16 protein-coding genes are annotated in these 18,764 nt (G+C 60.1%); 7 read left to right on the top strand and 9 right to left on the bottom strand.

Annotation, left to right across the window (positions count from 1 at the left end; translation table 11 throughout):
• Positions 1 to 243: 243 nt before the first annotated feature.
• The 5 genes from BV034_RS20665 to BV034_RS20645 all read left to right on the top strand — a co-directional run bounded on the left by BV034_RS20665 (position 244) and on the right by BV034_RS20645 (position 6,001).
• Complete coding sequence (locus BV034_RS20665; protein ID WP_050028874.1) at positions 244 to 1,290, top strand: AraC family transcriptional regulator; 1,047 nt, start codon at positions 244 to 246, stop codon at positions 1,288 to 1,290.
• A 115-nt stretch (positions 1,291 to 1,405) separates the two neighbouring features.
• Entirely contained in the window at positions 1,406 to 3,646 is a 2,241-nt protein-coding gene (locus BV034_RS20660; protein ID WP_050028873.1) for a TonB-dependent siderophore receptor, read from the top strand.
• Between the two features lie 100 nt (positions 3,647 to 3,746).
• Positions 3,747 to 4,058, top strand: a complete 312-nt coding sequence (locus BV034_RS20655) for a DUF3649 domain-containing protein (RefSeq protein ID WP_050028872.1) — start codon at positions 3,747 to 3,749, stop codon at positions 4,056 to 4,058.
• A 1-nt stretch (position 4,059) separates the two neighbouring features.
• Complete coding sequence (locus BV034_RS20650; RefSeq protein ID WP_050028871.1) at positions 4,060 to 5,649, top strand: PepSY-associated TM helix domain-containing protein; 1,590 nt, start codon at positions 4,060 to 4,062, stop codon at positions 5,647 to 5,649.
• A 25-nt stretch (positions 5,650 to 5,674) separates the two neighbouring features.
• Positions 5,675 to 6,001, top strand: a complete 327-nt coding sequence (locus BV034_RS20645) for a DUF3325 domain-containing protein (protein WP_050028870.1) — start codon at positions 5,675 to 5,677, stop codon at positions 5,999 to 6,001.
• A gap of 588 nt (positions 6,002 to 6,589) precedes the next feature.
• Here BV034_RS20645 and BV034_RS20640 read toward each other — a convergent pair.
• From BV034_RS20640 to BV034_RS20605, 8 genes are all read right to left on the bottom strand, one after another.
• Positions 6,590 to 8,770, bottom strand: a complete 2,181-nt coding sequence (locus tag BV034_RS20640; protein WP_050028869.1) for a DUF5916 domain-containing protein — start codon at positions 8,768 to 8,770, stop codon at positions 6,590 to 6,592.
• Positions 8,771 to 8,855: 85 nt separating this feature from the next.
• Positions 8,856 to 9,047 carry a hypothetical protein gene (locus BV034_RS20635; protein WP_050028868.1) on the bottom strand — a complete coding sequence of 64 codons (192 nt, stop codon included), beginning with the start codon at positions 9,045 to 9,047 and terminating at the stop codon, positions 8,856 to 8,858.
• Between the two features lie 239 nt (positions 9,048 to 9,286).
• Positions 9,287 to 9,676 (bottom strand): hypothetical protein, encoded by a 390-nt coding sequence (locus BV034_RS20630; RefSeq protein ID WP_050028867.1) that lies wholly within the window; start codon positions 9,674 to 9,676, stop codon positions 9,287 to 9,289.
• A 139-nt stretch (positions 9,677 to 9,815) separates the two neighbouring features.
• Positions 9,816 to 10,391 (bottom strand): hypothetical protein, encoded by a 576-nt coding sequence (locus BV034_RS20625; protein ID WP_265593257.1) that lies wholly within the window; start codon positions 10,389 to 10,391, stop codon positions 9,816 to 9,818.
• 37 nt (positions 10,392 to 10,428) lie between these two features.
• Complete coding sequence (locus tag BV034_RS20620; RefSeq protein WP_050028865.1) at positions 10,429 to 10,938, bottom strand: hypothetical protein; 510 nt, start codon at positions 10,936 to 10,938, stop codon at positions 10,429 to 10,431.
• Between the two features lie 19 nt (positions 10,939 to 10,957).
• Entirely contained in the window at positions 10,958 to 11,494 is a 537-nt protein-coding gene (locus BV034_RS20615; protein WP_050028864.1) for a hypothetical protein, read from the bottom strand.
• A gap of 22 nt (positions 11,495 to 11,516) precedes the next feature.
• The gene (locus tag BV034_RS20610; protein ID WP_050028863.1) at positions 11,517 to 12,158 is read right to left on the bottom strand and encodes a hypothetical protein; all 642 of its coding nucleotides are present in this window, start codon (positions 12,156 to 12,158) and stop codon (positions 11,517 to 11,519) included.
• Positions 12,159 to 12,169: 11 nt separating this feature from the next.
• The gene (locus BV034_RS20605; RefSeq protein WP_050028862.1) at positions 12,170 to 12,730 is read right to left on the bottom strand and encodes a hypothetical protein; all 561 of its coding nucleotides are present in this window, start codon (positions 12,728 to 12,730) and stop codon (positions 12,170 to 12,172) included.
• Between the two features lie 270 nt (positions 12,731 to 13,000).
• Between BV034_RS20605 and BV034_RS20600 the strand changes: the two genes are divergently transcribed.
• Both BV034_RS20600 and BV034_RS20595 read left to right on the top strand, forming a co-directional pair.
• Entirely contained in the window at positions 13,001 to 16,114 is a 3,114-nt protein-coding gene (locus tag BV034_RS20600) for a PSD1 and planctomycete cytochrome C domain-containing protein (RefSeq protein ID WP_050028861.1), read from the top strand.
• Positions 16,115 to 16,243: 129 nt separating this feature from the next.
• Positions 16,244 to 17,725, top strand: a complete 1,482-nt coding sequence (locus BV034_RS20595; RefSeq protein WP_050028945.1) for a DUF1501 domain-containing protein — start codon at positions 16,244 to 16,246, stop codon at positions 17,723 to 17,725.
• A 513-nt stretch (positions 17,726 to 18,238) separates the two neighbouring features.
• Here the strand turns inward: BV034_RS20595 and BV034_RS20590 are convergent.
• Positions 18,239 to 18,703, bottom strand: coding sequence for a hypothetical protein (locus BV034_RS20590; protein WP_265593256.1), 465 nt, complete (start codon positions 18,701 to 18,703; stop codon positions 18,239 to 18,241).
• Positions 18,704 to 18,764 lie beyond the last annotated feature (61 nt).

The raw sequence follows: 18,764 nt of genomic DNA, 5'->3' as shown, positions 1-18,764 counted from the left end.
TCTCGGCTTTTGAGGCCGCAAATCAATGAGCAGAAGAGCCAGAATTGTACACGCTCATTGCAAAGGTGGACAAGAGGTGATCACAACGCGGTCGCTACCAATTTTCATTAGATGCAATTGCGTCTCAAAGACCTTGACGCCTGTCCATTTGCTGAGACTTTGTCGCAAATGTCCGGAATTGATACAATATTTTGTTCACTGTCAGCGAATTAGGAGCTGCGCCGCGAAACATCCCCGTAAACGATGCCCTCTCTGGCCGCCGCCGTCACTCGATTCGACCGTCTCAGTCGCCTTTCCAAGGTGACCTTGGCGGCGGGGGATGCTGACGAGGTGTTTCAGGCCCATCCCATCCCGGTGGGACCTCTACCGCCAAATGGGATTCCTGAATTTGAGATCCGTCCCGAGGTTCCCTGGTGCACGGGGGAGGTCCGGGAACGCTGCATTCGTCCAGGCGTCTGGATGCACTGGGGCAGTGAGTATGTGACCGGGCACACCACCATCCGGCACTCTGAGATTCGCTCTCCATTGCTCTTCACTTTCGCTGTGGACGGCGGGTGGGAGGAGGAGCACCAAGCTGGGAAGGGGACATTCCGTCGCGAGTCAGGAAAGATGGCGGTGATTCATGGTCCCTCCATCAAGTCATGCAGCATCCTTCCCAGTCAGAAGTCCTTTCACGTCACCATCTGTGTGTCGGAAGAGGCGCTTGGCTCATTGCTGGAGGGAGACGGTTCTGCGGGAGCGCGGCGTTTGCGCCAGGTCGCTGCTGGTAGTGGTGCCTCTGACATCACCTTGCCGATGACTTCCAGCGTGCGGATGGCGGCGCAGACGTTGCAATGTTGCCCTTATCAGGGGGCGGCCCGCACCATGATTCTGGAGGCCCGCTGCAGTGAATTGATGGCGGAGATGATGGTGGCATTGACCCAGTACGCGGGAGTGTCTGCTCCAGTGCGAGGGCTCGCCGCCGGGGTGACGGAGCAGATTGAGCAGGCTGCGACCATTCTCCGCGAGCATCTGGAAATGCCGCCCTCACTGCTGGAACTGGCGCGGAAAGTAGGCCTGAGCGAGACCACACTGAAGCGGGGCTTTCAGCAGGTGTATCAGAACACCCCTTTTGGCTACCTGCGGAGCTGTCGCATGGAGCATGCGCGTAGTCTCCTCGAATCCGGCCGCACCACGGTGCTGGAGGCGGCGTCCTATGTGGGTTATTGTAACCCGAGCAACTTTGCCACGGCCTTCCGTCGGCAGTTTGGGGTAAACCCCAAGACCTTTCAGCTGGCCGCAGGCAGGTGATAATGGGCCGCCAGCAGGTGGATTTGCAGGGGTGGATTGTGGCAGGGATGAGGCACCGGTGAAGGCCGCCAGAACGGCCCAACTCCCACGCCGTGCATCTGGACAAGATATCCCAATGAAGAAAGGCCAATCAACCCAACGCTGCCCCTGGGCGGCACCCCTCGTCAGCGCCCTCTCCCTGGCGCTGGCCCCCACCTCCAACGGGCTGCACGCCCAGGAGGCAGCTCCCATCCCAAGCCCTGCCCCGACGCAGACAGCCAAGCCCGCCCCAGCAGAAGGCGGCACCACGGAACTGGACACTGTGGTCGTGGAAGCGGCCGCGGAAAACAATGTGGTGGAGGTGCCGACCAGCACGCCCACGCGACTGCCGCTGACGATGCGCGAGACTCCCCAATCCGTCACCATTGTGAACCGGGAACGGATGGAAGAGCGCTCCCTTAATACCGTGGCCGAGGTGCTGGCAGATACTCCCGGCGTGAGCGTGTATGAGCTGGACAGCGAGCGGACGCTCTACTACGCCCGCGGTTTTGAGGTCTCCGAATTTCAGATTGATGGAGTGCCCTATGCCACCGGTGCAAATGACGCCTACGGTGCCACTCCGATCTATGACACCGCCCTCTATGAGCAGGTGGAGATCCTGCGCGGGGCCAATGGTTTGCTAAGTGGTCCGGGCTATCCCTCGGCCACGGTGAACCTGCAGCGCAAGCGCCCGGGCAAGGAGTTCGGTGGCTATATCTCGAGCTCAATCGGGCGCTGGGACTACTATCGTTTCGAGGGCGATGTGACGGTGCCGATTACCAAGGATGGCCGTGTCCGCTCCCGCTTTGTGGGGGTGTATCAGGAGCGCGAGTCCTACATGGACAACTACAGCGAGGACAAGAACGTGCTCTACGGCATCATCGAAGCCGATCTCACGGACAGCACGCTTCTGAGCCTGGGTTACCAGTGGCAGGAGAGCAAGCCGCGCGCCGCCACCTGGGGTGCGGTGCCCTACTTCGCCGCAGACGGCACTCACATTGACCTGCCACGCTCCACCAACTGGTCAGCTCTCTGGAGCAAGTGGGATCGCACCGCGGGAACCGCCTTCATCACGTTGGAGCAGAAGATCGGGGACGACTGGACCATCAAGGGCACCTATGCCCATACAGAGAGCGACCTGGACTGGGCGGTGGCCTACGCTGGCAGTGGCTTCCCTGATCCCAAGACGGGCGCGGGCATGAACCTCTGGCGCTCCACCAGTCTGGTGGACGAGACCCGCGACAGCTTCGACCTCTATAGCAATGGCAAGTTCGAGCTTTTTGGACAGAAGCACGACATTGTCATGGGTTTCAACTACTCGATCTATGAGTCGGAGACCACTTACCTGGATACCACTTACGCGTTCGACACGGTCATCCCGAACATCTTCACGTGGAATCCTGCGCTGCCTTACCCGCAGTCTCGCGTCACCGGTGCCTATGACGTCACCACCACTGAGCAATACGGTGGCTACCTCGCTCTGCGGTTGAAGCTTGCCGATCCGCTCTCATTGATCGTCGGTGCCAGGTTGAGCAACTGGGAAACCTACCGCGACAACTACGACACCAGTGGCAGGTACACGGGCTCCGACAACAGCTTCCGCGTTACCAGCGAGTTCACGCCCTACGCCGGCCTGGTGTTTGACGTGACGGAGAACCTCTCCCTCTACACGAGCTATACGGACATCTTCGATCCCCAGATGGGCCGGGATGTCGAGGGGAATATCCTCGAACCCATCCGCGGCTCCAACATTGAGGCGGGCATCAAAGGGGAGTTCTTCAACCACCGTCTCCTGGCCACATTCAGCGTCTTTCAGGCTGAGCAGGACAACTCCTATCTCACAGACTGGAGCTCGCCGCCCTTTCCGGACGGAACCTTCCCCTCCATCCCCACCGGCCCCATCACGAGCCGCGGGTTTGAGCTGGAGCTGAATGGCTACATCACACAGGACTGGTCGGTCCACGCAGGCTACACCCACGTGAACACGGAAACCGACGACGGTCTCAATGCGCAGTCCAACCTGCCTGAGGACCTCGTGCGTCTCTCCACGAACTACCGTCTTCCCGGAAAGCTCAGCAAGCTTTCGGTCGGTGCGGGCATGAGCTGGCAGAGCGACACCAACAACGAGTACTGGGGCAGCACCGCAGGGGAGATCCGGCAGAACGGTTATTTCCTGTTCGACGTGAATGCGCAGTACCGCCTCACGGAGAATCTCTCCGCCGCAGTCACCGTGAAGAACCTCTTCGACAAGACTTACTACCGCAACGTCGGCTTCTACGACGGTGTGTACTTTGGAGAACCCCGGAACGTCCAGTTCTCCCTGCGGTATAAATTCTAGTCCGCTTCGCGGGAAGCTGGGCTGGAAGCCAAAAAACCCCAAGTCCTGAGGCTGGCGTTTGTGAGCGCTGGCCTCAGGCAGTTTTTTAGTGAGAATGGTTATGAAAAAGAGATCAGGAAGTTCAATGCTGGCAAAGCTGGGTGTGGCGTCCCGCTGGGCGGCCGCGATCGGGGGCGGGTATGCCCTGGCGGCCTTGAGCAGCGTGGTTCTGGCGTTGACATTGACCCTGCCCCGCGAGGAGGCGGTGATGGCAGCTTCCATGCCGGCGTTCCTGATCTTTGCGGCGGCAGTAGTCTGGGCGTTCTGCGCACGGACGGCCTGGCTGGCCTGGGCGGGCATCGGCGGACCTGTCCTGATCCTCGCAGCCGCCGTGTGGTGGCTGAAACCTGTCGTGATCGCAGCTGCTGTTTAAGATGAAGAAAACTTTCCGCCAATCCATGACCTGGCTCCATACGTGGACAGGTCTGCTGCTCGGCTGGGTGCTGTTTGCCATCATGGTGACCGGCACCGCCACCTACTTCCGCCATGAAATCACCCGGTGGATGCAGCCGGAGATGCCGGCTCATTCTGCAGAACGCCAAACGATGCATGCCGGACTTGCGCGGTTGCAGGAAATTGCCCCCAAGGCCGGACGCTGGGGCGTTGAGCTGCCCGATGCGCGTTCCGGTGCAGCCTCCGTCTGGTGGCAGGAGGGACCGGGGCGGCAGGGGTTCAAGCGGGAGGTGCTGCCTGCTCTGCATCAGTCCGGCCCGGCTCCACAAGTGCGGGACACGCGGGGAGGCGAGTTCTTCTACCGCTTTCACTTTCAGCTGCAGTTGCCACACCCGTGGGGGCGCTATCTGGCGGGGGCCGCGGCCATGTTCATGTTCCTCGCTTTGATTAGCGGCATCGTCACGCATCGCCAGTTCTTCAAAGACTTCTTCACCTTCCGATCCGGAAGGAACGGCCCGCGTACCACGCTGGACTTGCACAACGTCACTGCGGTGCTGGCGCTGCCCTTCTACCTGCTCATCAGTTACTCGGCCCTGGTCATCTTCATGCACATGTATCTGCCATGGGCGGAGAAGGTGTTGCCTGAGGAGAAGGAGGCTGGCACGCCGCCTCCTGCGGTCAAGATGGCGGGCGAAAACCCAATCGGCAGTCCGGATCTGGCCATGATCCTGCGCCTGTACGACGAAGCGCAGTCAAGTTGGACAGCGGGAGAGGGACCAGGCGTGCGTAGGCTGGAGGTGTCCTCGCGGAACACGCCGGAGGCCTCGGTGGCTTTTTCCCGTTTTGATACAGGCGGGGTCGGTATGCAGCGACCAGCGAGGCTCGAGTTCAATGGATTGACCGGCGAGGCTGTAGAGCAGAAAACGGAGCCCAAGGGGATCGTCACCGCCATTCACAGTGTCATCTATGGTCTGCATCTGGCGCGTTTCGCGGGGAGCGGGCTGCGCTGGGGGTTCTTCGTCATGGGGCTCATGGGATCGGTGCTTGTGGCCACCGGTCTGGTGCTCTGGACTTTGAAACGTCGCAACCGGCATCTCAGTGCCGGAAGGGTGCCCTTCGGTCATTGGCTGGTGGAGAGGTTGAACCTCGCCACCATCGCGGGCCTGTTCATTGCCATTGGCGCCTTGTTTTGGGCCAACCGGCTGCTTCCCGCGTCGCTGGTTGGGCGCGGTGACTGGGAGGTGGATTGTTTCCTGTATGCCTGGGGGGCGGCCTTGTTGCATGTCTGCGTCCGGCCCGTGATGAGAGCCTGGCGGGAGCAGTTGATCCTGGTGGCATTCCTGTTTTCGGGGCTGCCGCTGCTGGACGCATTCACAGCGGGTTCTTATCTGCGCGGCTCTATGCAGGCGGGGCAGTGGGCCCATGCGGCGTTTGATGTGGCCGTTCTGCTGCTGGGCTTGGTAGCGTGGATGGCGGCCGTGCGGCTGACGAGGCAGAAGGTGAAGCAGCCGGAAAAGAGCCTGACGCGACCGTCTGCTCCGCAGGATGAACCGGCATCTGAGGTTGCTTGAGAGGAGGCTCGAATCTGATCGAATCATGAGTGGCGTATTGTTGACCCTGATCTTTCCCTCCCTGGCCTGTCTGGCCGTGGCCATGCCGCTGCATCACCGGAGGGTGTTTGGCCGGGAGCTTGCTCCAGCGGGCAGGGCGGTCTGGCGACTCTTGGGCGCGGGAGGCTTGTTGGCGGCATTGGGACTGGCGCTGACATCCCGGCAGTGGACGGCGGATCTTGTCGCCTGGACGGTCATGCTGGCAGTAGCTGGACTGGCGGTCACCTTCCTGCTGACTTATGCGCCCCGTGTGCTGCCAGCGGTGGGGCTGGTAGCCCTGAGCCTGGCCCCGGCCCTTGCGTGGTGGGGGTAGAGGGGTGATGGAGTGATGGAGTGATGGAGTGATGGAGATCGGGCATCGGTATGCTGCCTGCGAAATGACATTGCTGACTCCAACAGGTCCGAATATCGCGAAGCGTCTTGGAGTACGGTGGCTTGACACCGTTTTCCAACCGATGTGGACAAGGTGGAGCGGTCGTTGGAGCGGAGGCGGGCGGTGGCGTTCCCAATGAAGCAATCTAAAGATTGAACTACGAACGGTTTCCAGTGAGCCGTCTGATGGGCTCTGTGGAAGTGCTTGGGTTTTAGGAGATCACAAGGGGGTGCGAAAGCGGCGGTTCCCGCACGCACTCCACAGCGGCTACGCCGCCAGGTGGAGGACATCCTGGATGGCTTGCGTCTCTCTCTCCCTCCGACATCGTAAGCTCCCAGATCCGCTTCATCCCAAGCACTTCCACCACCTGAACGCGAAGCGTTTTAGGAGTGCGTGCGGGAACCGCCGCTTTGGGGGCACTGTGGGGAGTCGAAGACTGGGGGTCGTGAGCGGAGGTTTCGCCCTGCTGCCGCGACTCGGCTTGTGCAAATTTGAGTGAAGTGCCGAAGGGCTTTTATTTCTCCTGTCTTAGAATCTCCACGTCACGCCCGCCTTGAGCGCTGCTTCAGACTGCACGTACTTCAACCGCCGCTTGTCCTGCACGGCATAGCCCTGGTTCACAATGAAGTAGATGTCCGTGCCGGGACGCACGGTCCAGCGGATGCGGCTGTTCACCCCAAAGGTGTCGGACTCATTGTCATACTGCGCCAGGGTGTTCCAGGACAGCCTTGGAGAAAGGGCCAGGTTCAATCGTGCGGTCAGGAACCGGCTGGTGAAATCACCGCCAGGGAGTTCCACCCCGTATTGCTCATAACCAATGCTGGCGAATACATGCGGTGAGGGGCGGAAGTCGATCTGGGTCCAGAAGGAGCGCAGCTGACCGTTGTAGAAGTCGCCGATCTCAAAGCCGGCGGAGGGGGCCAGCATGCGGGAGGGAGCTCCAACAAACTCGCCCTCGACGCTGTTGAACTTGTAGTCGCCGGGTTCGATGAGATTGCCGGGACGGATGTCAAAGGGCTCAAAGAGCTGCTCCTCTTTGTGATTGAGCCAGAAGGCGATTTCATCCCCGCTCTCCAGCTCCCAGCGTAGGCCGGGCAGGACGTGTTTGGCGGATTCCAGCCGGTCATCCAGATCGGTGATCAGATACGGCGCCACCCGTATGTTGAAGCTGCGCAACCAGGAGTTGTTGATTTCGTATCGATACACAGCATCGAGCAAGTATTCCCGTACGCCCTGGCGTTCCAGAAAACCGAGTGCCGGGTCAAAGTCATCGCCGATCTGACTGACGGTGGCAAAGATGTCCCAGGGGGCGTTGCTGTAGCCTGCGCTCCAGCCAAAGGCGGCATCCCGGCCGGACTGGTCATCGTCGCTGCCCAGTCCCCATAGGGTGGTGTAGAGGTTCTTGTTGCCGAAGAATCGAGCAGTGCGCCAGGTGAGATCTCCGCCGAAAAGCGTGTTGTCGCCCCCCTGATACGGGTCCCCATGGGTGAGCAGCATGCCCAGAGTTGTTTCCTCAGATAGCTCGCGCGTTACCCGGGCCACAAGGAGGTTCTTGTCTGGCAGGCCATCGTGGCCATCCTGCTGTACATCCAGAATGCCGAGCGTGTAGGGTCCGGCCCGACCGGTGAACTTTGCCCCTGCCAGAATGTCCACAGGAGCCCCGGCAGCACTACGGCCGATGTTCCGGGAGAAGAATGGGGTAAGCAGGCTGGTGTTGGTGGGAAAGCTGAAGTAGGGGGCGTCTCGCAGGAAGAAGTCGCGCTTCTCCGGGAAGAAGAGGGGGAAACGGCTCAGGTTGACCTGACGGACATCGGCCTCGGCCTCGGCGAAGTCAGTGTTTACCGTAATGGTGGCTGTCAGCGCCGGAGTGATGAGCCAGCTGGCGTCGAAACCGCCGCGGAGTTCTGTGGTACTGCCATCCGCCTTGCTATCCATATGGCGAAGGACGGTGTAGGGCTTGAGTTCCAGCCCCAGGCCCTGGTCGAGCTGGGTCATGCCATCCAGGCGGCCGATGTCTGTGAGCCAGTCACCGTCGCGGGACTGGGTCGGCTGTGCCCAGCGGATCATCTCTTCACGGCGGCGGATGAGCCGCTGGATGTTTACCCCCCAGGAGTCGCGGGCGGGGTCAAAGCTTAACGTGCTGAAGGGGATCTTCATCTCCGCAGTCCATCCGCGGGCATCGCGCTTCGCACGTGCATCCCAGATGCCGTCCCACTCCACCACGGTGGTCGTGCTGTTTTCAATGCGGCCGTCCGTCATGGCTCCCAGTGGATTCACGGCAAAGAGGAAGCCGTCCCGCTGCCGCCCGAACGGATCAATCACGATCTGGACAAAGTCGTCGGCGGGAAAGGACTCTCCGCTGAATGAGTCGCGCTGCAGCTCGCGCGCTGTGATTTGACTTGCATCACGGTCATCACAACGAATGGCGACATAGAGGTGCTTGTGATCGTGGGCGAAGCGCACCTCGGTGACGTCTCCGGGCGTGGCTCCCTCCCGGGGAAACACCTGGCGGAGGTCGCTGGCCGGGGTGGCCGCCTGCCAGCAGGCATCGTCCAGTACGCCATCCAGCTCAGGGGCCTGGTGGGTCTGTCCGTCCAGGACCAGGGCTGGCACCCTGGGTGGTTCGGCGGAGCCTGGCAAGGTGACGGAGAACTGGGCTGTGAGAGACAGGAGGAGGGGAAGCGGCTGGCGGAGCACGAGGTTTTTCAAGAAGGGAGGATTTTGAAAAGCAGAAGGCGCGGGGAGCTGTGACAGCCCCGCGCCTTCTGATCTGGGGGGAGGGGAATGTTGGCGGCTAGAACTTCCAGTTCACCCAGGAGTTCACATCGCACGGCGCACCAAGCATGACGTAGAGTTTGTCATAGGAGCCAACGAAGTGCCGCTTGTCGGTGAGGTTGTTGAAGTTTATCTGCACGCGGAAGTCTTCGGGGAAGGAGCCGTCACCACGACCCGAGCCGATAGAGAATGGGCGTTGAGGTGTCTTCAAAGGGATTCAGGAAGGTTGAGGTGCAAGAACAGGAGTCGTCATCCCGCAGACGGCGCTGAAGGCCCTATTGGACCTGCTGCGAGGTGGAGTCGCTGCGATGCCGTTGGCACCTGTCATCGAGTCATTATTGCGAGAGAGACGCGGTTGCAATAAGTATTTGCGACTAACTCGCAATAAGAGATTTCGGCATAGAATTCTTCCCCTCTTGCTGGGTCACGATTTCCTACGGTGCCTCTGAATCAGAAGAGGCGTCTCAGTGCATCGTAGTCGGGCTCCCTCACCACCTTGATGCCCTGGGCACGGTATCCGCGACAGGAGAAGCAAATGTTCATGTGGGCTACCATTTCGCCGTCGTGTCTGTAAAAGGCAATCGCGTGGCGGGGATGGAAGCACCGGGCATGGGCACTTGGGTGGTTCTTGCCCGTGGTTGCATCCAGCAGAGTGTTTACCTCCCTGTCATCCAGTGTCCGCCCCTCGAGAGGTGAACGATCGGGGTTCAGCTTTCCGTCGATCAACAGGGTCAGGCTTGGTGAGGGGGAAGGAACGCTCTGATTGAGGACATACGCCGCCACCCGTTCACAATGCTTGACTCCCGCCTTTGCCAGACGCGCCTTCGTGGCCTCTGTCATGGCAAGACTCGGAGAGGGGCTGGAGGGCACTGGCTGGTGCTGGCATCCGGCAGTGCTCGCGGCCAGAAGGGTGCAGAAATGGCGACGCCTGATCATAAGGTGGAGGAGGGGGTGGCGTGGTGCTGGCGGAAGGACTCCGTCATTTGTCGGAGTAGTCGAGAAGGCTTCGACGTATCAGAAACTCCTGAAGACTGTGCCCACCGAGTGTTGTGATCTCGGAGAGCTTCCAGCCGCCGGCCTCTTGCGCCATGTAATAGGTGGCCGTCTGGTCGGAATACACCTGCTTGCCGATATGGCAATGAAAGCGGATGGTAATGAGCATCTGGTCGGCATGTGGGGCAACCGACTCCACATCGTAGGTGTAGCTTCCCTCTGCTGCGATGGGAAGCCAGAAACTACGTGGTATGGGCAGTCTGATCGGGGAAATGTCCGTGCCATCATACTTGGTTCCATCTGCGAAGGCTCGCATCCTGGCAAACTCCATCTCCGTCATGACAAAAAGCTCCTTGGTCACGTGCGGGGCTTCCCATCGATTCTCTGTTGAACCGCCCTCATTGACTGATTCGTGAATCGCCGGGTCCAGAAAAGATTTCAATGCCTGGGTGGCTTCTTGTGCTTGGGTGGAGTCTGCCTGGGAATCATTTTGCTGAGAACAGTTGAAGCACAGCAATGCGGCGACAACAACAAGGCAACGTGTGTGCAGAAGTTGTTTCATCTGTCCAGGGGGGCAAGGCTTGGGCTGTTCTCTAACATTACCGCAACTTCACCTCTTCAAACAGACGACCTAGGGCCTTGAAATCGGGCTGATCGACAAACTTGCCTGCTGACGCCGAATGGGTCTGGCAGCTAAAGCAGATGGTGTAGTGCGACGAGAGGGTGCCGTCTGCTTTGTAGAACGCAATCGAGTGATGCGGATAAAAGCAATAAGAGGGAGTTCCCGTATGCTCGTTCCCTGTGGTTGCATCCAGAAAGGCATTCACCTGTCGGTCGGTCAAAGCGCGACCTTCCAGGGGATGACGATCAGGGTTGAGCGTCCCGTCGATCACCAGGGTCGCGTTGGGGCTGGGCAGCTTCACGCGGCGATTGATGGCATAAGCCGCGACGCGTGTGCAGTTGGGAATCCCCGCCTTTGCCAGTCGGGTGATGGTCGCGGGTGACAGCGACAGAGACGCGGATTGGGAATCGGCAGCAGCATGCGGCCGGGACTGGCAACCCATGCTGCTGGTGATGAAGACAACTCCCAAAAGGTGACGGCGGTTCATGAAAGTACGGTAGAAGTCTTCAGGCGGGCGGCCACGGCTTGGTCACGCCGTAGGCCGCTCTCTGCTCAGCGACGGAAAGCACGCCATTGCGCATGAAAGTCACGAAGGTCAGGCCCTGCGCATCAGGAAACTCAAACTGCAGTTCCACCTGGCCCAGCAGGTATTCATAGAACAACAGCGTCTCGCCCTCAGTCCGATCTGTCCAGTAGGGCTCACCGAAGATGGCCAAGATGTCCCTCTCAGTCATGTGGGGCGATAAGGTGAGCGGGCTGTCTTTTAAGGACAAGGTGCCCGTGAAATCAGCCACGGTGATGAAGGCATGGTCAAAGACTCCATGCTCCGTCCCAATCTCGATGCCCTGGCCAACGAGTTCAAACACTCCGCTGGCGGAGTTGATCACCTCTTCAGAGACAATCGATGTCGGAACTTCACCGAGTGAGACCCCGTTGAGTCGGAACCATCCCAAGTCGATCTCGAGATCGATGGGCTCGGTGCTTTTCTTGACGAACACCTCATCGGGTGCCGGGCGACGATTGAAAAAGGTGAAGAAGCCCATGTTGTCAGCATTTGATGCTGGTTCAGCTAAAATCAAGGGCGATGAGACTGAAGTCGTCAGGCAGGATTCGGCCCGCCCTCTCAAGAGTGGCGGTGCGAAGATGAAGGGGGGCGACGACAAGATCTGGCAAATTGAACGCGGATTTCAGCGGCTCGTAGCCGCAGTACTTCCAAACGCCATCGGACAGAATGAGGAATCGGTCTCCTTCGATCACTTCGCGGTGAAAGGTCAAGAACTGGCACTCACCGCTGCCGACGGGAGGATTGCGGGGTTGGAGAGTGGTCCATTCTTCAATGGACTTTGTTTCGTGACAGTGTCGGTACAGCTTGGAATCGCCGCAGGACCCTCCTGCCATTTCTTCCATGCTAAATGCCGCACCTACGAGCGTGGTGTAACCGCCAGTCTCGCTGACAGCGATGTCTACCTCATCAAGCAGATCCTCCCAGTGGCTGACATCGAGCAGGTCAGAAGGAGTAGACTGCCACGCCAGTTGCCACGCGGCTTTACAGGCCTTCTGAGATGCCTCTGCACCATGAGCCCGGCCCCCCTGACCATCCGCCAGGAAACATAGGAGCAAGTCGTGCGCCATGGGATGGTGCCGCACCAGGACGTGATCTTCATTGTCCGGTTTGCCGCCAGGTTCGCTGTGGACATGAAAACGCATGGTGGGAGTCACTAACCCTTCCAGAACTTGGTGCGATCCGTGCCGCCCGCCGTCTGCTGAGAGTCCTCGGCCTCATACAGGCTGAGTTTGATATCTTCAGAAGGCAATGTGATACCCTGTTCCTGACAGAGGGTGTTGAGGCGTGCGATCAACATGTCCCGTGAGGGGTCTGAGAGGTGGGACTCAATGGTGGCGGTGCGGAAGAACCTGGCCCCGACTCCCGCAAGGACCAACTTCTCGTCATAGCGGAGCAGGGCTGCGTCTTTCCAGGGGGCAAGCCACCGTTTTCGGAAGGGGAAGGCGCCTGCCTGAAGTTGCAGCCCCTCTGCGGTTGCTGTGAGAACTCTGGGAAAGAGATTGATCCACTGAGACCGCAACGCGCTGATGCAAAGGTAGAGTGAGAACAGAACGGGGGAGCAGTCCCAGATACTGCGATGCCGAAGATAACCCACTATGCCCATGTAGAGCATTCCGAAGGTGACGATCGCCAGAACGGCGACTAGAATCCAGCTCGGAATACGATGCCACCTTTTGCTTTGGGGCGGAATGATCACCTGACTCGGCTGAGACATGATGTAAAAAAGGACGAAAGACCGCCCAAGGCAAGTGCAAACGGGGAATCTGCCTCATGTCCGACTCTAAGAAGGCAGGAAAGATTGGCGTTTTCCATGGGGCTGCCTGTCTCATTGTTGGGTGGCATTTGCCAGCGTGGAGCCGGATCAGTTTCCCTGCGCATTTAAGACAAATCTAGCAACGCTTCGTCCATCACGGACATTCGTTTCACTATCCCGTCATTCCGGCAATTGACAGCATTCAAGGAACTTGCTCATCGCCACCATTTCATGATTCGTTTGACTCCCATTTTCCTGTCTTGCTCCCTGGTGGCGCTCGTCCCAGCCGCCCAGGCGAAGATCGAGTTCAACCGGGACGTGCGGCCGATCCTTTCGGACACCTGCTTCCATTGCCATGGGCCTGATTTGGCCGAGCGCAAGGGCAAGCTGAGGCTGGATATCCGGGAGGAGGCGCTCAAGCCTGCCAAGTCGGGTTCGCTCGCCATCGTGCCGGGCAAGCCAGAGGAGAGTGAATTGATCACCCGCGTCTTCACAACGGATGACGACGACCTCATGCCGCCGACCAAGCTGCACAAGCCCCTGAGCAAAGCGCAGCAGGAAACGCTGCGGCAGTGGATTGCCGAGGGGGCGGAGTATCAGGGCCACTGGGCTTTCATAGCGCCCACCACGCCCCCGGTGCCGAAGCTGGAAGACCCTGCTCATGCTGCTCGTGTGGTGAATCCGATTGATGCCTTTGTACTGGCCAAGCTGGAAAAGGAGAAGCTGCAGCCGTCTCCCGGAGCTGACAAGGCCACACTGATCCGGCGGGTGACCCTTGATCTCACCGGCCTGCCGCCCACGGTCGCGGAGGTGGACGCATTTTTGAAAGACACCGAACCCCAGGCGTACGAGCGGGTGGTGGACCGGCTGTTGAAGTCCGAGCAGTATGGGGAGCAGATGGCCCGGCAGTGGCTGGACTTTGCCCGCTATGCTGACAGCCACGGCTTCCAGACCGACAGCAGCCGGCAGATGTGGCCGTGGCGGGACTGGGTGATCCGGGCCTTCAACTCGAACCTGCCGTTCGACCAGTTCACCGTGCAGCAGATCGCCGGCGACCTGCTGCCCAATCCCACCCGGGACCAGCTGGTGGCCACAGGTTTCAACCGGAACCACCGGCTCAACGGGGAGGGCGGCATCATTGATGAGGAGTGGCGGATTGAGAACAACATCGACCGCGTGGAGACGACGGGCTCAACCTGGCTCGCGCTGACCTTCAACTGCTGCCGGTGCCATGATCACAAGTTCGATCCCATAACGCAGAAGGACTTCTATTCCATGTTTGCCTTCTTCAACAACGTGCCGGAGCGGGGCACCATCCAGGGGGCGTCCAATCGCAGCGGGGGCAATGCGCCGCCCATCGTGGACGTGCCCACTCCGGAGCAGGAGATCCGGCTGGCGCAGTTGAAGGCCACTGTGACGGCCACTTCGGATCAGGTGGCGGTCGCTGCAATGTCTCTGCCGCAACTGGTGGCCCAATGGGAGGCAAAGGCGATGGACGAATCGACGGCGGCCGCTTCCATGTGGCATCCGCTCGAGCCTGAAACAGTGCAGTCCCAAGGTGGAGCAACCTTGACCCGCCAGCCGGATGGCAGCTATCTCGCCAGTGGCACGAATCCCGCCAAGGACGTCTATGTGATCTCGCTCAAAACGGGTGACGCTCCTGTCACGGGGTTTCTTCTGGAGTGTTTTCCGGATGTCAGCCTGCCCAACCAGAGCCTGGGGCGGGCTCCCAACGGGAACTTTGTGCTCGGTGGTTTTGACGTGGACGTGACCAGTGCGGAGACCGGCGGTAACCCCGTCCAGGCCAAGCTGGTCAAGGCGGTCGCCGATTTCTCGCAGAAAGACTGGGACATCGGCCAGCTCGCCATGGCGAAGAAGAAGCGCCAGCTCGGCAAGGGCTGGGCGGTGGAAGGGCATAAGAAGAAGGAGCCGCGAAAAGCGATGTTTGTCATCGAGCAGCCCATCGCAGCGGGTGCGAAGGTGACGATTACCCTTTCACACAATGCCCTCAACTCCCACAACATCGGACGGTTCCGGATTTCGGCCTCAACGCTGCCCGCTACCGCCTTGAACGTAGGTGGGACCTCTGAGATGGCCAGCGTGAAGCTGGTGCTGGAGACACCCGCAGCCAAGCGGACCCCGGAACAGAAGGCGACGCTGGAGAAGTACGTGCGCACCTCGGTGGACCATCCCTTGCGTCAGGCAGATCGTGCGCTGGCTGCCGCGCAAAAGGAACTGGCTGAGTTCGAGAAGCAGCTGCCCAATGTGATGGTCATGCAGGAAATGCCGCAGCCGCGGGACGCCTTCGTTCTGGAGCGCGGGGAGTATGACAAGCCCCGGGCCAAGGTGGGCATGGCCACGCCCGGCTTCCTGCCTCCTCTGCCGGCAGGCGCTCCGCTGAACCGTCTGGGGCTGGCCCGGTGGATTGTTGATCCATCGAACCCGCTCACCTCGCGGGTGTGGGTGAACCGGTCCTGGGAAAAGTTCTTTGGCTACGGCCTGTGCAAGACCACGGAGGATCTCGGCTCGCAGTCAGAGTGGCCCTCCAATCCGGAGCTTCTGGACTGGCTGGCGACGGAGTTCATGCGCCTGAAGTGGGACATGAAGGCAATGCAGAAAGTGATGGTGATGAGCTCGACCTACCGGCAGTCCTCCAAACAGACGCGGGAGCTGATCGAGAAAGATCCCGACAACCGTCTGCTGGCCCGCGGGCCGCGCTTCCGTCTTGGTGGGGAAGTTATCCGCGACCAGGCGCTGGCGGTGGCGGGGCTGCTGGTGCCGAAGGTGGGTGGTCCCAGTGTGAAGCCCTACATGCCTGAGGGCGTGTGGGATGAAACAAGCAAGTATGGGGACCTCCGGGGCTACAAGGAGGACACGGGCGACGGGCTCTACCGCCGCAGTCTCTACACGATCTGGAAACGCACGGCGGCTCCGCCTTCCATGCTGCTCTTTGATGCACCCTCACGGGAGATCTGCTCCGTGAAACGCAGTCGTACAAACACCCCGCTACAGGCGCTGGCGCTGCTCAATGAGGTGACCTATGTGGAAGCTTCGCGAGGCCTGGCCACGCAGATGATGAAGCAGGGCACCACGCCTGAGGAGCATATCCGCTACGGGTATGAGCGTGCCACGGCGCGGGAGATCGATGCGCCGGCGTTGCAGACGTTGCTAAAGGGGTGGCGTGACCGTTTGGCGTACTTCAAAGCGCATCCGGAAGACGCGGCTGGCTTGTTGAGTCAGGGCGCCTCGAAACCTGATGCCGCGCTGGATGCTGCCGAGCTGGCCGCCTACACCACCACCGCCACCGTGCTGCTGAACCTGGACCGCGTGGTGACGAGGGATTGAGGAGAGCCTCCTTGGATTGACCACAGCGACGCAGAGACTGAGCTTTTAGAAATAATTAACAGATTTACAGAATTCGGGCTCTTTGCTGGAGCCTGAAGGATGAAAGTGGGGAAACTTTTTCATCGAACCATGAATGCCGCTTTTCACTATCAGGATCATTTGAACCGCCGGATCTTTCTGGGGCGCAGCGCCACGGCGTTGGGCGGGGCAGCGCTGGCTTCCCTGTTGGCGCAGGATGGACGGGCCGCCAGTGCCTCGACGGGCGGGGGCACGGTTGCACCTGCAGGTGGAGGACTGCCCGGTTTCCCCAACTACGCGGCCAAGGCCAAACGGGTTATTTATCTCTTCCAGTCCGGCGCGCCATCGCAGATGGATTTGTTTGATCCGAAGCCCCAGATGGAAAAGCGGCGCAGCGAGAATCTGCCGGAGTCTATCCGGCAGGGGCAGCGGCTCACGACGATGACGTCGGGGCAGAAGTCGTTCCCCGTAGCGCCTTCCATTTTCAATTTTGCCCAGCATGGTCAGAGTGGGGCGTGGATCAGTGAGCTCATGCCACACCTCTCCGGGATTGCGGATGATCTTTGTTTCATCAAGTCCATGCATACGGAGGCGATCAATCACGATCCTGCGATCACTTTCTGCCAGACAGGCTCGCAGCTGGCCGGGCGACCGAGCATTGGCTCCTGGCTGAGCTATGGGCTGGGCAGCAACAACCAGGATCTCCCGGCGTATGTGGTGCTGACGTCGTTCGGCACCGGTCGGCGGGATGACCAGCCGTTGTATGACCGCCTGTGGGGCAGTGGGTTCCTGCCTACCCAGCATCAGGGCGTGAAGTTCCGCAACAAGGGGGACGCCGTGTTGTACCTCTCGAACCCGTCAGGGGTGGGGCGCACGTTGCGACGCCAGCAGCTGGATGAGCTCGCCGAACTCAACCGCCAGGACTATGCCCAGTTTGGCGACCCGGAGACGCAGACGCGGATCTCACAGTACGAGATGGCGTTTCGCATGCAGACCAGCGTGCCGGATCTGCTGGACGTTTCAAAGGAGCCCAAGCATGTGCTCGAGGCTTATGGTCCGGACGTGACCACGCCGGGGACCTATGCGGCGAATTGCCTGCTGGCGCGCCGTCTGGCGGAACGGGACGTGCGCTGTGTTCAGCTTTTTCACATGGGCTGGGATCACCATGGCGGTCTTCCCAAGGCCATCAAAGGGCAGTGCAGTGACACCGACCAGCCCACCGCGGCCCTGATCAAGGACCTGAAGGCCCGCGGTCTGCTGGAGGACACGCTCATTGTCTGGGGTGGGGAGTTCGGCCGCACCATCTATTCACAAGGGGCGCTCACCGAGACCAACTATGGTCGTGACCACCATCCGCGATGCTTCACGATCTTCATGGCTGGGGCCGGCATCAAGGGTGGCATGAGCTTGGGTGCCACAGACGACTACAGCTACAACATCATCTCCGACCCCGTGCACGTGCATGATCTCAATGCGACCATCATGCATCTACTGGGGGTGGATCATACCCGCCTGACCTTCCGGTTCCAGGGACGGGATTTCCGTCTGACGGATGTGCATGGGAATGTGGTGAAGCAGGTGCTTAGGGCTTAGTGCTTGGTTCTCTTGAGTGAGATAAATCATGAACCCTTCGGGTTCGGGGGAGGTGTTGTCGTGGGGGCGGGTGAATTGATCCGTTGTGCAAGGCAGAGTGTTTGCGAAATGCGGGGTGACGTTGGCAAGTTTTTGCGTTGTGTCATGAACCCTCCGGGTTCTGGTGCTTGGTTCGTTTTGGACGTTGGAGCTCGTATCGTGGCGTCTGGATTGCACTGGAATCGGAAGCGGTTCATGGCTGAAATGTTCTCAGTACGTGGGCGCAAAGGGCGCGTATTGATCGGGCCATCACATCCGCTCCGTTCACGAACGGCGGTTGTGCAAGCACAAACCGCCGCTCCTTGGACCGTTGAGCTTTGGGTGCTGTTGCGTTGCAGCGATATCCCTCAATGAGGCAGCCGGAGCGGTCACCCTACAACCCAGCTTGTTTGGGGGCGGGATGTGAAGTGAGGTTGAGATGTCACACTTTCCTTTTGAGATGCCTCGCTCTTCCATCCGCATCCTTGTCACACCTCAATCCGCGTGTTTGCAATTCCCAATCGTCAAGTGCAGGGGGAGCGCGGGTTCCCGTTCCAGGCCCAGGCTTTCGCGGTAGTCCAGGGCTGCCGGACAATGGACAGGCAGCCAGACGTAGCCGCTGGTTTCCTCCGGTGCATGGGAGTACTCCAGTGTGACCTCTTGTCCGGCGAGCGTGGCCCAATGCTCCATCATGGGCGGTTTCTCGCCCCGGATCACGGAAACATGTGTGCCCCACAGGGGCTCCTGCAAGGTGCGCACGCGGTGGTGCTCCGCGGCAAACAGTTCGCGAAAATAACGTCCGGCATCCGGGGCGCAACGGATGATGAGCCACCACTCGGTGGTGAACCCGTCCCGGCGCACGCGGGTGCCCTTGCGGTCCAGCGCCGGGGCGAATTCAAAACGTCCGGTGAGGGTGTGCCGGGATGGGGGCGTGACGATCTCTGTGGCAGAGGGATGCAAAGCGGAACGATGGATGCTCCCAAACAAGATGCAACCCAGCCCGGGGATGAACGATTTGGGT

Source organism: Verrucomicrobium sp. BvORR034 (assembly GCF_000739635.1).
Classification (GTDB): domain Bacteria; phylum Verrucomicrobiota; class Verrucomicrobiia; order Verrucomicrobiales; family Verrucomicrobiaceae; genus Verrucomicrobium.
This window is presented reverse-complemented; position numbering and strand designations above follow the sequence as displayed.

Excerpts from the sequence above, each read along its gene's own strand:
- BV034_RS20615 (WP_050028864.1), bottom strand. The coding sequence starts at position 11,494 with ATGGGCTTCTTCACCTTTTTCAATCGTCGCCCGGCACCCGATGAGGTG.
- BV034_RS20630 (WP_050028867.1), bottom strand. The coding sequence starts at position 9,676 with ATGACAGAGGCCACGAAGGCGCGTCTGGCAAAGGCGGGAGTCAAGCAT.
- BV034_RS20645 (WP_050028870.1), top strand. The coding sequence starts at position 5,675 with ATGAGTGGCGTATTGTTGACCCTGATCTTTCCCTCCCTGGCCTGTCTG.
- BV034_RS20600 (WP_050028861.1), top strand. The coding sequence starts at position 13,001 with ATGATTCGTTTGACTCCCATTTTCCTGTCTTGCTCCCTGGTGGCGCTC.
- BV034_RS20625 (WP_265593257.1), bottom strand. The coding sequence starts at position 10,391 with ATGAAACAACTTCTGCACACACGTTGCCTTGTTGTTGTCGCCGCATTG.
- BV034_RS20655 (WP_050028872.1), top strand. The coding sequence starts at position 3,747 with ATGAAAAAGAGATCAGGAAGTTCAATGCTGGCAAAGCTGGGTGTGGCG.
- BV034_RS20610 (WP_050028863.1), bottom strand. The coding sequence starts at position 12,158 with ATGCGTTTTCATGTCCACAGCGAACCTGGCGGCAAACCGGACAATGAA.
- BV034_RS20620 (WP_050028865.1), bottom strand. The coding sequence starts at position 10,938 with ATGAACCGCCGTCACCTTTTGGGAGTTGTCTTCATCACCAGCAGCATG.
- BV034_RS20665 (WP_050028874.1), top strand. The coding sequence starts at position 244 with ATGCCCTCTCTGGCCGCCGCCGTCACTCGATTCGACCGTCTCAGTCGC.
- BV034_RS20660 (WP_050028873.1), top strand. The coding sequence starts at position 1,406 with ATGAAGAAAGGCCAATCAACCCAACGCTGCCCCTGGGCGGCACCCCTC.
- BV034_RS20650 (WP_050028871.1), top strand. The coding sequence starts at position 4,060 with ATGAAGAAAACTTTCCGCCAATCCATGACCTGGCTCCATACGTGGACA.
- BV034_RS20595 (WP_050028945.1), top strand. The coding sequence starts at position 16,244 with ATGAATGCCGCTTTTCACTATCAGGATCATTTGAACCGCCGGATCTTT.
- BV034_RS20605 (WP_050028862.1), bottom strand. The coding sequence starts at position 12,730 with ATGTCTCAGCCGAGTCAGGTGATCATTCCGCCCCAAAGCAAAAGGTGG.